The sequence below is a fragment of the Mycoplasmatota bacterium genome (assembly GCA_018394295.1).
Classification (GTDB): domain Bacteria; phylum Bacillota_I; class Bacilli_A; order Haloplasmatales; family Haloplasmataceae; genus JAENYC01.
The window spans coordinates 1,024,595-1,041,605 of record CP074573.1; the positions used below are offsets into that span (position 1 = coordinate 1,024,595).

A 17,011-nucleotide genomic window follows, 5' to 3' on the forward strand; every position below is an offset into this window, starting at 1 on the left:
AGTTCTTATGTTATATGAAAGATACGAACAAAGAGTTAGAAGAAAAGTTTTAATCCTAAGACAGATATACAAGTATCGATTCCTATTAATAACACTAGCATCGATTGCTTTCCTTTCTTTGTCTGGAATTGCAATTACAAAAGGGACGATATACGATGTATCTGTCCCTAGTTCATATGTTTACAGCGAGGATGTAGATTTTTCATCAAAAGCAATGTTTTCATCGGTAACATATAGTTACCGTCATATTGGAGAAACAACATGGGTTAACGAAAAGCCTACGACCGCTGGAGAATACGAAGTTGAAATAAAAACAAAACAATTTTTTGGTGGAGAAAACACCAAAGTTGTTGGCTTTACAATTGAACCAAAAAATATAACGCTAGACATCCAAGCATCCAGTGTTGTTTTTGGTGAGAATCCGATTATTGAAGCCGAACTAGCGGAAGGAAATTACATTGATGATGTACAGTTTTCTTATGAGAATTTATCTCAGACAGAAAGTGTTGCAAAAGTAGAATCGATTACAATAAAAGACAGTCTTGGAAATGACGTAACAAAATCGTATGACTTTAAGAACGCCTCATTTGCGATTCAGTTTACACCAAGACCAGTTACCGTTTCATTACTTGATATAACCGATATTTACAAAGGTGTTGTGCTAACTTCAAATGATATTGAAATCACAGAAGGATCTCTCGTAGAAGGAGATATCATTGAAATCATATCATCCGGTAGCCAACTTGAAGTTGGTAGTAGTCTTAATACCATCTTAACTGCTACAATATTGGATAACGGTGTAGATGTAACATCAAATTATGATATTACCTTTGAAGATGGTTCATTAGAGGTTACCACCAGACCAATTACCATTCAAACGAATAGCGACACAACAACATACGATGGAACACCTTTTTCGAGTCTTAATTTCGAAATCATTGAAGGATCCATCGTTGACACTCATAGTATTAACGTAATTAGTAACACAAGTATTACAAATGTAGGTACAACTGATAATATCTTATCAGTAGAAATCCTTGACGGAAGCGGACAAAATGTAACAAGTAACTATGACATTACCTATGTATATGGTGAGTTAGAAGTCACCACCAGACAAATTACAATTGCATCAACAAGTGATACTAAAATCTACGATGGTACTCCGTTATTCAATTCCGACTATACAGTTACGGAAGGCTCTTTAGGAGATGGACACACAATAAACGTAACCAGCAATGTTGACATTACTACTGTAGGTACGCTTGATAACGAAATAACTGTACAAATCCTTGATTCAAACGATAATGATGTTTCAAGTAATTATGAGCTAACCTATGTATATGGACAACTAGATGTAACCAAAAGACCAATCACCATCCAAACGAATAGTGATACCAAAGTATACGATGGTAACATATTATCCAATCAAAATTATGTTGTTTCAGAAGGTACGTTAGTAACAGGAGATGTTATCAATATTACAGATTACACAGATATCACAAATGTCGGTGTTGTTGATAATGTCTTAATTGCGGAAATCTTTGATTCTAATTCAAGTAGTGTTACAGATAATTATGACATAACGTATGAATATGGATTGTTTGAAATCACTGCAAGACCAATTACAATTCAAACAGATTCCGATAGCAAAGTATATGATGGAACAGCGTTGACAAACGAAAACTATACCATCACATTAGGAACATTGGTTGCAGGAGATATCATAAATGTTACTGGCAATACCGATATTGCAAATGTCGGTGTAGTTGATAATGTATTAACTCTCGATATTTTAGATTCTGAACTGATTGATGTAACCTCAAACTATGATATTACATATGAGGATGGTTCACTGGAGGTAACGGTAAGACCAATTACAATCAAACCAGAATATGCGACCAAAGTGTATGACGGAACAGAACTTACTTCAGATGTTGCAGGGGTAACTTCTGGACTTTTAGTGAATGGACATATGATAACGATAACCACATTAGGAAGCCAAACGAATGTCGGAACAAGCACGAATTCTATATTAACAGTAACCATTGACGATGGAGGAAATGATGTAACCTCAAACTATGATATTACATATGAGGATGGTTCACTGGAGGTAATGGTAAGACCAATTACAATCAAAACAGAAGATGCGACCAAAGTATATGATGGAACAGAACTTACTTCAGATGTCGCAGAGGTAACTTCTGGATCTTTAGTGAATGGACATACGATAACAATAACCACATCAGGAAGCCAAACGAATGTCGGAACAAGCACGAATTCTATTTTAACAGTAACCATTGATGATGGAGGAACTGACGTAACGTCAAACTATGATATTACGTTCACAGATGGATCGTTAGAGGTAACACCGCGACCAATCTCTGTTCAAACAAACTCCGATACCAAAGTATATGATGGAACAGCATTGACAAACGAAAATTACACCATCACAGCGGGTACTTTGGTTGCAGGAGATACCATCAATGTCACAGACAATACAGACATTTCAAATGTCAGTGTTGTGGATAATGTATTAACTTTCGAGATTTTAGATTCTGAACTAATTGATGTAACAAGTAACTATAATATTACATATGATAATGGAACATTAGAAGTGACACCAAGACCAATCACAATCAAACCAGAAGATGTGACCAAAGTGTATGACGGAACAGAACTTACTTCAGGTGTCGCAGAGGTAACTTCTGGATCTTTAGTGAATGGACATACGATAACGATAACCACATCAGGAAGCCAAACGAATGTCGGAACAAGCAAGAATTCCATCTTAACAGTAACCATTGATGATGGAGGAACTGACGTAACTTCAAACTATGATATTACATATGAGGATGGTTCACTGGAGGTAACGGTAAGACCAATTACAATCAAACCAGAAGATGCGACCAAAGTGTATAATGGAACAGAACTTACTTCAGATGTCGCAGAGGTAACTTCTGGATCTTTAGTGAATGGACATACGATAACGATAACCACATCAGGAAGCCAAACGAATGTCGGAACAAGCACGAATTCCATTTTAACAGTAACCATCGATGATGGAGGAACTGACGTAACCTCAAACTATGATATTACATATGAAGATGGTTCACTGGAGGTAATGGTAAGACCAATCACAATCAAACCAGAAGATGCGACCAAAGTATATGATGGAACAGAACTAACCTTAGACGTCACAGAGGTAATTTCTGGATCTTTAGTGAATGGACATATGATAAATATTACTACTTCAGGAAGTCAGCTAAACGTCGGAACAAGCACGAATTCTATTTTAACAGTAACCATTGATGATGGAGGAACTGACGTAACCTCAAACTATGATATTACATATGAGGAAGGTTCACTGGAGGTAACGGTAAGACCAATTACAATCAAACCAGAAGATGCGACCAAAGTATATGATGGAACAGAACTTACTTCAGATGTCGCAGAGGTAACTTCTGGATCTTTAGTGAATGGACATACGATAACAATAACCACATCAGGAAACCAAACGAATGTCGGAACAAGCACGAATTCTATTTTAACAGTAACCATTGATGATGGAGGAACTGACGTAACGTCAAACTATGATATTACGTTCACAGATGGATCGTTAGAGGTAACACCGCGACCAATCTCTGTTCAAACAAACTCCGATACCAAAGTGTATGATGGAACAGCTTTAACAAATGGAAATTACACCATCACATCAGGAACTTTGGTTGCCGGAGATGCCATAAATGTTACAGCGAATACTGATATCACAAATGTTGGAACTGTAAATAATGTTTTAACTCTAGAAATCTTAGATTCCGGATTAATTGATGTAACGTCAAACTATAACATTACATTTGATAATGGAACATTAGAAGTAACAGCAAGACCAATCTCTGTTCAAACAAATTCTGATACCAAAGTATATGATGGAACAGCCTTATTCGACGAAAATTATACCATCACATCAGGAACATTGGTTACAGGAGATACGATCAATGTTACAGCAAATACTGATATCACAAATGTTGGAACTGTAAATAATGTTTTAACTCTAGAAATCTTAGATTCCGGATTAATCGATGTAACGTCAAACTATAACATTACATTTGATAATGGAACATTAGAAGTAACAGCAAGACCAATCTCTGTTCAAACAAATTCTGATACCAAAGTATATGATGGAACAGCCTTATTCAACGAAAATTATACCATCACATCAGGAACATTGGTTGCTAGAGATACCATCAATGTCACAGACAATACAGACATAACAAATGTTGGTGTAGTTGATAATGTATTAACTCTAGAAATTCTTGATTCCGGATTAATTGATATAACAAGTAACTATAATATTACATATAATAATGGAACATTAGAAGTGACACCAAGACCAATTACAATCAAACCAGAATATGCGACAAAAGTATACGATGGAACGGAACTTACTTCAGATGTCGCAGAGGTAACTTCTGGATCTTTAGTGAATGGACATACGATAGATATTATTACTTCAGGAAGTCAGCTAAATGTAGGAACAAGTACAAATTCCATTCTTACAGCAACAGTCTTAGATGGAGCAATTGACGTTTCTGCAAATTATAATATTACCTATCAAGATGGTTCATTAGAAGTAACCCCAAGACCAATCACCATTCAAACAGATAATGATTCAAAAATTTACGATGGAACAGCTTTATCAAACGAAAATTACACTATCACTTTTGGGACATTGGTTGCTGGAGATGTGATCAATGTTGTTACGAATGCGGAACTAACCATCGTAGATGTTGTGGACAATGTATTATCAGTAGAAATCGAAACAGCAACAGCTACTGATGTAACTAGTAATTATGCAATAACCTACGAATATGGATTCTTAGAAGTAACTCCTAGAACACTTGTTATTTCAACTCCAGGAGCCACCAAAGTATACGATGGTACACCATTAACAAATGATAACTGGGAGTTAACTGAAGGTAGTGTCGTACTTGATCATGAGTTGACTGTAACCGTAACGGGTACGATTACTGAAGTTGGACTAACAAGAAATGACTTCACTTATGAAATAAAAGATTCTAGTTTAAATGACGTTTCTATGTACTATATCGTTGTAGAAAACACTGGTATTTTAGAAGTAGAAAGAGAAAAAACACTTCTTGTAATACAATCCAATAGTGATTCGAAATTGTATGATGGAACACCACTAACAAATAACGAATGGATATTATTTGAAGGAGAATTATTACCAAATCATACTTTAGATATTGTCATGACAGGAACCATTACCAATGTAGGTACCACTGACAATACATTTACCTATGTTGTCTTGGACGAAAATGATGTTGATGTTACAACAGACTTCTACGATGTCCAAGTATCGTATGGTGAATTAACGATTCTAGAAAACAATGACAATGGAGCAAACAACGAAGACTCAACTTCCATTAGTAACGAAGGAAGTCTTGATGATGGTCCAGCTCAAACAGTCTTAGAAATCTACACTGAAACAGACGACATAGTATATTTAAGAGACAAATCATATGGTGATTACAACAAACAAGGATGGGCTACACCAACAGTATACGTATCACCATATAACGTTACACCATTATTGTTCCCATCAATCACAATCAACAATACGTTAAATACGTATGAACTTCAAGTTAGAGCGCTTCAAACAGGATTATCTTATTACTTGCCATATTATTCATCAAATGGATTCTACAGCAATTATAACGATGTATATGTGAACCATACGTATGGTAGTACTTATTCTGTGGATTACACTCCAATTACCGACGTAGATTACAATACTCTATCAATCAGTGATCCTACAAATCAAGCGTATGAAACAGAATACCAAACATTTGTTTATCAAAATTACTTGCAAATACCAAGAGAAACAAGAGAAGCATTATTACGAATAGCTTCTGAAAATGGATTGGATCCATCTAGTCCGACAATTATCGAAGATGTTCAAAACTATATTAAAAATGCAGGAGTTTACAACAAAGCATATAACCCTATCCCAAATAATGTAGATGTGGCATTATACTTCCTTGAAGAATCACGTGAAGGTATTTGTCAACACTTCGCAACTGCCGGTGTTGTAATGTACCGTGCAATGGGTATACCAGCGCGATATGTAACAGGTTTTGTTGCACAATCAAGCGCAGATAATTGGGTAGGAATAACCTCAAATCAAGCCCACGCTTGGGTTGAAATCTATATTGATGGATTTGGATGGGTACCTATTGAAGTTACTGCTCCAGATCTTGGAGATGGTTCGGATGACGGATTCGGATCAGAACCTGGTACTGATACAGGAAGTACTAGTGGAGGTTGGACATCAAGTAATCTAATCCAACTCAACATCATTTCTGGAAATGATTCAAAAGTATACGATGGAACACCACTAACGAACCCATTCTATTATTCTATTGGTTCTTTACAAACAGGACATACTTTAACTGTGAATGTGACTGGTACCATTACCTTAGTGGGAGAAACACAAAATACATTTACCTATACGATTGAAGATCAAAATGGTAATGATGTTAGTGATCAATACAACGTAAATTCAATATATGGATCACTCGTCGTTGTTCCAAGCAATGATCTAGAAATTATTGAGTTCCAAGTATACGATGTAACAACCGTATACAACGGACAGGCAATAGAACACAGTGACACAGATTACTGGATACCTTCTCAAAACCTTCCGGCAAATTACACCGTTATATTAGACATTGTTGGAAGTATTACAGATGTAGGTAAAAAAGTTACCTACATTAATCCAGCATCTGTTGTGATACTTGACGAAAATCAAATCGACGTAACGAGTAATTATAATATTGTCACATACGAAGGATCTATTACCGTTCAAGAACGTAGTATAAGTGTAACCTCGTTCTCAGCTAGAAAAGATTACGATGGACAACCACTAACCTCAGATATCTACTATATTTCACAAGGTTCACTTGCAGCAGGAGATGAAATCACAGTGAACATTACCGGTTCTATAACTGATCCAGGACTTGCCGCAAACACCATTGAATCAATCACCATTGTGAATGCCAATGGAGACGACGTTACTAGTAATTATGACATTGATGAAATCGAAGGCTCACTAATCGTAGATGCAGTTGGAAGTTAACTTAACGAAAGGATGATTATATGAAATTTTATAGATGTACCGAGTGCGATCAAATACACATAAAGCTAATTGATCAAAATAATGATGTGACATGTTGTGATACACCAACAGTAGAACTTGTTGAAAACAATTCTCCTGATGAAGCACAAAATCATGTCCCAAAAATCAGAAAAATCGGAAATTTCGTTACAATAACAATCGACAACAATCATCCAATGGTTGATATCCACCACATAGAATTTATTTGTATGGAAACAAATCAAGGTTTCCAGTACAAAAAACTAAACATAAATCAAGAACCAAAAGTGCAGTTTATCCTGGCAAATGATGAAGTAATCACAAACATATACCTTTACTGTAACCTGCACTCATTATGGAGTTTACACTTAACAAGTGAATCAAAATAAATGGATTGGAGATAAATTATGAGTAAGTTAGAATTTGAGTATTTTGAAATTGAAGATATGGATTTTTGTGGGGATGAAGTTGAAATTTTCTTTCCGGAAATTGACAATATAGACTTTGGCTCTTTATGGGGAGGAGTAATGCAAAACACCGATACTGCAAATATGAAAGTTACAGACTTTACAATCGGTTTTGAAGACTATACGAATATGACAAAAGAAAACCAAACATTTGTCTACAAAGCACTTGCTCCTGCTAAACTTTACCAAGGTACACCATCAGTAAAACTAACATTAAAAAAAGGAAAATACATTAAGTTCAAAAGTCTGTTTAAGGACCACGGACCTGCATTCTTCCAAAAAATGTACAAATTTATGGAAGACGAAAAAATACCATTTGAAGGTGGATATGACTTTGAACTAATGTATGGTGATTTTATCCCAGAAGATGAAAATGCATATTGCTATGTATGTTTAAAAATCAAAGAAGACTAATACAATTACATTTTCAAAAGACCGATTCAATCGGTCTTTTTTTCTGAGAGTGTTTAATCAACATGTGGATAATGGTATAATTGTTTTGGATTGAAACAGGTCATATTCCGAGTGCAATATTATTATCACTTGGAACGATTGAAGATGATCATGAAGAAGTATTTGATTCATTTGATCAAGTAATAATTGTTTATTGTAGAAGTGGAAATAGAAGTCAAGCAGCAATGAAGACCTTGAATAATCTTGGATATGAAAATGTATATGATTTAGGTGGAATAACAACAGATTGGCCTTATGATGTTGAGTAGAAAAAAAGTAGAATTATGTTATAATACATATCGATATTTTATTTAACATCATTCTGAGGAAAAGTATGTGGGAATAGTTGAACTAGTATTAATAACAATTGGTAAAGGTATAAGTATGAAGAAAATTAATGCAAGCACTAATAATTGCTCTTAGTTTTGGATTTTTACAAGCTGTTAAAGTATGAGTGAACATGATATTTACGTCTGAAATAATTAAAATATAAGTATGAAAATTAACTAGTATTTGATTTTTGTAAACCTGAAAAAAATTCTTTGTATAAAAAATCGTGCACTAATAAAACTTCGACTGACATTATGTAATTAAAATATAACTATAGAAATCCTAAAGGTTTTGTTTTATAATAAAAACAAAGCCTTTTTGGATTTAATTATATAAGTATAGATAGATTAATAAGGTAGGGGATTATATGGATAACGAAGGATATATTAAAAAATTTAATAATTCGGCTCTTTGTCAAGTAGTGTGGGTAGAGAATATCCAATAAACTGACATTAAATCAATTACGAGGATTAAGCTGAATGACTTAGTCCTCTTTTCATTGTTCCCATTCCATGAGAAATGAGAATTCGTAGTTTAAAATGATGATAGCTTCTATAACCAAAAGCTATACGCTTGATAACTTTAATTTTATTATTTATACCTTCAATTACACCATTTGTATAATTAGTAGACATTAGATTTAGAATATAGGATTTATTCTTACGAATAGATTTAACTGATGTTTTCATATAAGCTGATATGTTTGGGTATTCTTGTTCAATTTGATCAAGAGTAGTTGTAAAGAGTTCTGGATTTTTGTTTTTAATACTATGTAAAAGGTCCTGATATAGTTCATATGTATCTCTAAGTTCATTACTTTGATCTAGTAAATAATTTACAATATCTTCTTCACACATCATTTGTTTAAAACAATAAACTTTTCTATAATTTTTGATGTCTAATTTAGCCCGATCTTTCAATATAAGCTTCCAATAACGTTTAAACTTATTGTAGTTCTTTTTATCTTGATTCATAATTCTAACTCTAGTTTTATTTAATGAGCGAGAGATTAATTGAATAATATGGAATTTATCCATAACTATTTTAGCGTTAGGAAAGAGCATCTTTATAAGTTGAATGTAGGGCTTGTACATGTCGATAACGATTAATTTTACACTTCTCCTTGCTTTTTTAGTGTATCGTTGGAAATATTTGATTAATGAATTTAAGCGTCTATGTTCAACGATATCAATTATGCTTCCATTATGAGCATCACAAAAAAGAAAAGACATAGCCCCTACTGATGATTTAACTGATTTAAATTCATCAAAACAAAGTTGTTCAGGTAAATAATTATAATTAGGCTTATGCACTTCATAGAAACTGTTTATAACACGATTTACAGTGGAATGTGATACATTATGTTCTTTGGCTAAATCACATTCAGAAATCTTATTAGAAGCTGCAAGAGCAACAGCTACTTTAGTATTATTAGATATATAACAATGCTGATTAACAATAGATGTCTTGAGAGTAAAGGTACTATTACAATGATGACATTTATAACGTTGTTTTTTAAGTTTTAAATAAGCATTCATATTAGATACTTTAGGTAAAGTTATTGTAGATGTCTTAAAGCCATGCTTTTCAAACTGGTTATCAAATACACAACCACATGAATAACAATATTGAGGCTGATATGTGAGAGTTCCATAATAGATTTGTGATCTAACACCCTTAATAATTTCTTCTGAGTAAAAGTTTTCATTAAAAGAAATATTTTCATCTTTTAAATTTAGTACTTTTACGATACAATTGTATTGAGACATATTTCCAATCCTTTCATTAGTGATTTCGTCGTTATTAATTGTATCAGGATATTGGAAATCTGTCTCATTTTTTTATGCAAATTAAATGGTGTGAGTTTATTACCCACACCAAATATTATAGAACCAATAATTCTTATAAGATGAAAATATCAAGTAATTGTAAATTTTTAGCAAGAACAAGTGATACATCAGTATATGTTCATGATACAGTAAGTTTTGAACAAATTGCGATATTTAAAGATATTAAACATGCTAATCAAATTATGTTTTCATATGACGATAAGTTGTTGGCTGTAAAAAGTGCTGAACGTAAAATTGTTGTTTATGATCTAGAAAGTCTAAAATTAATTAATAAAATATATGTTAGAAAAACTAGTCAACCACAGGATGGTGGTTTTTGTTTCTCGAAGAACAATAAATACATATATAATACAGTTTATAATAATAACTTATTAGGATATATTTCAAAAATAAACATTGATAACGGTGAAACTGAAATCATTTATCACCCAGATAACTGTGTTTTTCATGGAGTTAAATATATTAAAGAAAAAAATATTTATTTAATGGATTTGAACGTACAAATAATAAAAATAAATATTTTATAATTGAGTATAATGAAGAATTCAATGATTTTTAAAGAATAGATATTGATTCTAATATTTATAAATTTATATATCATAAATTTTCTAATCAATTTATTGTAAATAGTTTAGCAAGTAAGAAGATAAGAATTATTTCGAATAATTATAAAAGTATTTTGCACGAATTAAGTCCTCTTTCATCTGTAACTACTAAATCTAGTTTTTTTGGTGTTATTGAATCTTCTAAGTACTTAAAAGAAAAATTAAGACAAGATGAAGAAAAATATGTGATTTTAAAAAAAGTATCTGAAAAAAATGCAATTGATGTATCAGTAGATGGTAGAATTAGTCACTTTAATATCTCTAATAATGGTAAATATTTAGCAGTAGCAATGACAAATATTGTTAAAATATATGATTATGAAACTCTAGGTTTTATAGATGAAATTAAAAATAAATGTTGTTGTTATGTTTCCTTTAGTCCTGATGATTCTTTGATATTAATAGGGACATGGAATCATGGATTTATATATCCATTTAATATAAAATAAGAAAGGGTAAATATGAATAAAAAAGATAATAAAGTATTTTAGAGATAAGTGGAGATCTAATTTTTCAATGATGATGAAACAATTAATCAAAAGAGAAAAGAAATTAATATCCAAATATATATAAGGATATATTAAAATTAAAAAATGATTTAAAGATGATATTAGGTCAAGTAACAGAAGACTTTTATAATAAATTACAGGATAACTTAGAAATTAATAATTCAGTTATTAAATATATTAGAAGATTTTTTAGGTTTCTCGAAACATTATAGAAAAGATTCAAAAAAATACACAAAAAGTAGTCAACTAGAGTATATAAAGTTAAAACAAATGAAGGAGGATATGCAATAGTACCTGCTAGATACTGCAAGTGCATATATTAAGTTTTATATTATCATCAGCTTAAAACAACTAAATAAAAAGAATATGCTACAAAAACTATTATTAAATCTTTGGGGTATTTTTTAAATTTAAATTAATTAAAGTAATAAAAATTATGATATACTTGAATATATAAGTTTTTATTTAATGATTTAGAGGATATATAAGAGACAAAATACTAAAAAATAATGTTTTAAAAATAAAATCAAACCAGGGATGAATATTTAGAAATAACTAAATATTTCTTTATTCATATAAATCTAATTTGAAAGATCTTTAAAGCATAGTAGGTGATACATATGAAGAAAAAATTTTGTTTAATACTTTTATTCTCAATATTTCTACTTACATCATGCTCAACTCCTTCTAAAATAGATATTTAGACCTAATTCATGAATAGATGACAATATATTGTACGATTAACTTGAAATAGTAGATGGTAATAAAATTATACTCACATTTATATTTTCTTTGGATGAAGAGATTAAAATTGAAGATTTTACACATTTTTATTCAATAGAAATTAATTGTCAAGATAAAGGATTCGGTTTTGGTCCTTCTTTTGCTGATAATTTAGAACGTGGTATTGAATATGATATTATATTGAATGATGTTGTATTAGATGAGGTAGACATAATTATAATTTGAGTTATTCTTTTTATGTAGAAGAATTTAATACTGAAGTTGATATAAGCGAGATTAAAAAGGTAAGTGTAATTATCATCTTTAATCTTGTAAAATACATGTTTATGAATGATTATAGTATGTAATATATACCTTAACATAAGGAAGGAGAATTCTTTTGTTAAATGAAAATATTAATAAATTATTATTACAGCTTAGCTGGAATAATCCAAAGGAAATACAAGAAAAAGCAGTTAATGAATTAGTAGAAATGGAGGATTTAGATCTTACATTATTATTGCTTCCTTTAGAACCATTCGGTAAATGTTGCTGGGAGAATGCTGCTAAAGTGCTATACAGAAAAGAGTATCCTAAGGTCAAGGATATAATTCCACAACTATTTGAATGGTTACAATTCATGAATTGGCCTGGTGCATATATTATAGTTGAATTATTAAAAACTATACCAAAACATATCTTAATGCTTTCTATTGAATCAACAGTAAAAGTTGCTATAAGTGAGGAAGACGAAGATTGGTTATTAAGTTTGAATGAATTAATTAATGAAATGAAAATAAATCCATCAGAATTTGAATCAAATGAAGTTGTTTGTATATTAAGTGAGACTAAATAAAATTGAATTTATAAATTACAAAATGAAGAAGAAAATTCATTTATATTTCATTTGACTGCAAATTTCCATCTCAATTATTAAATATCCTTTTTAGAATGGTTGATAATTTATTTAATAATAAGATGGAATATGAAGGACTAAATTTACATGGTGTTAATTCTTACACTAGTAATTCATTTCCCTAAAACAACAATAATGTTATAATATAACGCAAAAAGAGAACTCAATTTTGGGCTCTCTTTTTGTTTAAAAGCTGTTTTTGGTTAAATATTTACCAACTGCTCCCTAGTTTAAATAAACTTTATTTATATACTTTTTTTAATGCTATATATAAACTTTCATCATTGATAATGGTTTTTATGTAAGTTTCATTTAAATTATAAAATATTTCTAAAGTAAGTGTTTCTTTTTTAATAATATCTTCATGTTTCTTTAGAATCTTTTCAAGATAAACATTTTTAGCAACATATATGTTTATTTTATCAGTTAACTCTAAATTTGAATCTTTACGCATATTTTGAATTTTACTGATAAACTCTCTAATATGACCTTCTTCTTTTAATTCTTTTGTTATGTGTGTATCAAGTACGATTCCTAATGAACCTTCTCCCGCAAATGCAAATCCCTCAAGACCAAACATCGTGATAAGGACATTGTCACTGTTGAGTTCAATTGGTGTATCTTTAAGGTTAATAACGACATTTTTTCCTTGTTTAATTAACATGGCTAATTCTGTTTGATTTCTAGATCTTATTTCTTTCTTTATTTCTGGAATTAATTTACCATAAACTTTTCCTAAAACAGGAAGATTAGGTTTAACTTCATAGTTTACATATTTTGATAAATCATCACAAAACTCAATTTCTTTTATATTTAACTCATCTTTAATGATATCTCCATAAGATGATGAAAGGTTATTCGTACTAACAAGAGTTTTAGATAATGGTTGTCTATTTTTGATATTGGTACTATTTCTAGCACATCTACCAAGTTTAACTAATCTAATTGCTAAATCCATTTCTTCTTCAAGATTTTTATTTACAAGTTTTTCATTATATTCAGGCCATGAACAAAGATGGATACTCATTGGTGCTTTTGGATTTAAGTTCACCACAAGATTTTGATAAATTTCTTCTGTCATGAATGGGACAAACGGTCCAGCTACTTTACATAATGTCACTAACACACGGTAAAGTGTGACATAGGCACCAATTTTATTATCATTTAGTTCACCTCCCCAATATCTATATCGATTTCTTCTAACATACCAATTTGACAATTCATCAGTAAATGATTCAATTGATAAGGCTGCTTGTGTGATTCGATAATTTTCTAAGTCTTCTTCGACTGATTTTATTAAGGAATTAAGTCTTGATATCATCCATTTATCCATCACATTTGTTGATGCAAAATCTTCATATTTTGTTGGGTCGAATTGATCTAAATCTGCATATAACACATAAAACGAATAGACATTCCATAAAGTACCTAGAAATTTTCTTTGTGATTCAGCAACATCATCTACTGAAAATCTAGTTGGTAGCCAAGGAGCACTAGCTGTATAGAAATGCCATCTAGTCGCATCAGAGCCTTTGTTTTCAAGTACAGCTAAAGGATCAACCACATTTCCTTTATGCTTGGACATTTTTAAACCATGTTTATCAAGAACATGCCCTAGTACTACACAATTTTCAAAAGGATTGTTATCAAATACACAAGTAGAGATTGCAAGTAAAGTGTAAAACCAGCCTCTTGTTTGATCTACCGCTTCAGAGATAAATTGAGCAGGGAAGTTTTTCTCAAATATTTCTTTGTTTTCAAAGGGATAATGATATTGGGCAAAAGGCATTGAACCTGAATCAAACCAACAGTCAATGACTTCTAGTGTTCTTTTCATTTCTTTACCACATTTTTCACATTTGATACGAACATGATCAATATAAGGTTTATGTAATTCAATATCATCAGGTACATTAATTCCTTTTGTTTTTAATTCTTCGATACTACCAATACATTCTTTATGACCGCATTCACATTCCCAAATAGGAAGGGGTGTCCCCCAGTAACGATCTCTAGAAATTCCCCAATCAATCACATTTTCAAGGAAGTTTCCCATTCTACCCGTTCTAATATTATCTGGATACCAATTTACTTTATTATTATTTTTAAGAAGTTTATCTCTTAAAGAAGACATCTTGATAAACCAACTCTCTTTTGGATAATAAAGTAAAGGTGTATCACATCTCCAACAATGTGGATAAGAGTGGGTGATTTTCTCAGATTTATATAACTTTTTATTTTCTTTTAAATATTCTAATATTTTTGGATCAGCTTTTTTCACAAACATGCCTGCCCATGGTTTTATACAATCAATAAATTTTCCGTCAGCATCAACAAGATTAACAAGCGGTAAATCATATTTATTACCTAATAAATTATCTTCTTCACCATATGCCGGTGCAATATGTACAACTCCTGTACCATCAGTCAATGTAACATAATCACCATGAACAATATAAAATGCCTTTTTATCTGGTTTAAAGAAAGGTAATAATTGTTCATATTCTAAACCAAGTAATTCTTCTCCTTTAAACTCTTTTACTTTCTCAAAATCTGATTTCAATACAGGAAGAAGTTCCTTAGCGAGTATTAAATGTTCTCCATTCTCGATAACTTCGATATAATCATATTTTTTATTAACAGCTAAAGCTACATTAGCAGGAAGTGTCCAAGGTGTGGTTGTCCAGGCTAATAAATATTTATTCTCCTTTTTTACTTTAAATTTAACAAATGCGGTTGCCTCTTTTACATCTTTATAACCTTGTGCTACTTCATGTGAAGAAAGAGCAGTTCCACATCTAGGACAATAAGGCAGTATTTTATGGCCTTTATATAATAGATTTTTATTCCAGATAGTTTTTAAAGCCCATCAGACTGATTCAATATATTCATTGTGATACGTAACATATGGCTTATCCATATCCACCCAAAAGCCAACTTTCCTAGACATGTCTTCCCACATATTAACATAGGTAAATACACTTTCTTTACATTGTTTGATAAACTCTTCTACACCATATTTTTCAATCTCAGGTTTTCCTGAAATACCAAGTTTTTTTTCGATTTCCAATTCTACAGGAAGACCATGTGTATCCCAACCAGCAATTCTTAAAACCTTATAACCTTTCATTACTTTATATCTAGGTATCAGGTCTTTAATAACTCTTGTTAAAACATGGCCCACATGTGGTTTACCATTAGCAGTAGGAGGACCATCATAAAAGGTGAAGTATTCACTGTCTTCATTTAGATTAAAGTTTTTTTGAATAATCTTTTGATCATCCCAAAACTTTAAAATTTCTTTTTCCATCGAAACTAAACTTTTAGATGAATTAACTTTCTTGTACAAAATAACAACTCCTTTTTAATATTTTTAATAGTACCCTTAAAAACTAATTTAGAAAAATAAAAAACTTCATCCAAATAGGACGAAGTTAATATTCGCTATACCACCTTTTGTATACATTTCAAGTACCATCATACTCTATTCCATAACGCGGAAACACGGATTAAACTTACTTAATTCAGTCATCAACTCTATGGTGATTTTCTTATTTCCTTTGTTATGACTTTCCACCAAACAGCCACTCTCTTAAAACTTAGGATAATAATACTTTTCCATATCATAGTTTTTAAAAATATTATTATATAATTATTTATTTGTTATTATATTACATATATTATTATTTATCAATAGTAAAAACAAAATAAGTTATTCTTGACAAAGAATAACATATATTCTTAAATGGTTTCTTCAAGAATTGTCTTAATCAGTTTTTGTTATTGTTTATTCTTATCATTATTTTCATAAATTGAAACTAATACACGTTCAGGATAAAATGAGAGGGTAACTTATTAGGAATTTAATTGCTTAATCTAATTGATTTGATTAATTATAAGTATTACCAAGAGTTGATATCTTTATAAGTAGTGTTTCATCATTTGTACGATCATTTTGATATAATTTCATTAAGTAATGCATTA

At 31.0% G+C, this 17,011-nt stretch carries 9 protein-coding genes, 1 pseudogene and 1 other annotated feature; of the genes and pseudogenes, 8 read left to right on the forward strand and 2 right to left on the reverse strand.

Features of this window, described 5'->3' with window-relative positions:
- The first annotated feature begins 7 nt into the window (after window positions 1–7).
- From KHQ81_04600 to KHQ81_04615, 4 genes are all read left to right on the forward strand, one after another.
- On the forward strand, window positions 8–7,156 hold the full coding sequence (locus tag KHQ81_04600; GenBank protein ID QVK18994.1) for a hypothetical protein: 7,149 nt from the start codon (window positions 8–10) through the stop codon (window positions 7,154–7,156).
- 20 nt (window positions 7,157–7,176) lie between these two features.
- A complete protein-coding gene (locus KHQ81_04605; protein QVK18995.1) occupies window positions 7,177–7,563 on the forward strand; it encodes a desulfoferrodoxin in 387 nt (128 codons plus the stop codon).
- An 18-nt stretch (window positions 7,564–7,581) separates the two neighbouring features.
- Entirely contained in the window at window positions 7,582–8,055 is a 474-nt protein-coding gene (locus KHQ81_04610; protein QVK18996.1) for a hypothetical protein, read from the forward strand.
- An 80-nt stretch (window positions 8,056–8,135) separates the two neighbouring features.
- On the forward strand, window positions 8,136–8,363 hold the full coding sequence (locus tag KHQ81_04615; GenBank protein QVK18997.1) for a rhodanese-like domain-containing protein: 228 nt from the start codon (window positions 8,136–8,138) through the stop codon (window positions 8,361–8,363).
- Window positions 8,364–8,894: 531 nt separating this feature from the next.
- Here the strand turns inward: KHQ81_04615 and KHQ81_04620 are convergent.
- Window positions 8,895–10,193 carry an ISL3 family transposase gene (locus KHQ81_04620; protein QVK18998.1) on the reverse strand — a complete coding sequence of 433 codons (1,299 nt, stop codon included), beginning with the start codon at window positions 10,191–10,193 and terminating at the stop codon, window positions 8,895–8,897.
- A 140-nt stretch (window positions 10,194–10,333) separates the two neighbouring features.
- Here KHQ81_04620 and KHQ81_04625 point away from each other — a divergent pair, with 140 nt between their 5' ends.
- The 4 genes from KHQ81_04625 (at window position 10,334) to KHQ81_04640 (ending at window position 12,967) form a co-directional block, all read left to right on the forward strand.
- Window positions 10,334–10,801, forward strand: a complete 468-nt coding sequence (locus KHQ81_04625) for a hypothetical protein (protein ID QVK18999.1) — start codon at window positions 10,334–10,336, stop codon at window positions 10,799–10,801.
- Between the two features lie 152 nt (window positions 10,802–10,953).
- Window positions 10,954–11,328, forward strand: coding sequence for a hypothetical protein (locus tag KHQ81_04630; protein QVK19000.1), 375 nt, complete (start codon window positions 10,954–10,956; stop codon window positions 11,326–11,328).
- An 852-nt stretch (window positions 11,329–12,180) separates the two neighbouring features.
- Window positions 12,181–12,357 (forward strand): hypothetical protein, encoded by a 177-nt coding sequence (locus tag KHQ81_04635; GenBank protein QVK19001.1) that lies wholly within the window; start codon window positions 12,181–12,183, stop codon window positions 12,355–12,357.
- Window positions 12,358–12,511: 154 nt separating this feature from the next.
- A complete protein-coding gene (locus KHQ81_04640; GenBank protein ID QVK19002.1) occupies window positions 12,512–12,967 on the forward strand; it encodes a DUF5071 domain-containing protein in 456 nt (151 codons plus the stop codon).
- Between the two features lie 301 nt (window positions 12,968–13,268).
- Here KHQ81_04640 and ileS read toward each other — a convergent pair.
- Window positions 13,269–16,376, reverse strand: a pseudogene (ileS, locus tag KHQ81_04645) (isoleucine--tRNA ligase).
- Window positions 16,377–16,448: 72 nt separating this feature from the next.
- Window positions 16,449–16,663 (reverse strand) — a binding site (T-box leader).
- Window positions 16,664–17,011 lie beyond the last annotated feature (348 nt).

Excerpts from the sequence above, each read along its gene's own strand:
- KHQ81_04600 (QVK18994.1), top strand. The coding sequence starts at position 8 with ATGTTATATGAAAGATACGAACAAAGAGTTAGAAGAAAAGTTTTAATC.
- KHQ81_04605 (QVK18995.1), top strand. The coding sequence starts at position 7,177 with ATGAAATTTTATAGATGTACCGAGTGCGATCAAATACACATAAAGCTA.
- KHQ81_04610 (QVK18996.1), top strand. The coding sequence starts at position 7,582 with ATGAGTAAGTTAGAATTTGAGTATTTTGAAATTGAAGATATGGATTTT.
- KHQ81_04620 (QVK18998.1), bottom strand. The coding sequence starts at position 10,193 with ATGTCTCAATACAATTGTATCGTAAAAGTACTAAATTTAAAAGATGAA.
- KHQ81_04625 (QVK18999.1), top strand. The coding sequence starts at position 10,334 with ATGAAAATATCAAGTAATTGTAAATTTTTAGCAAGAACAAGTGATACA.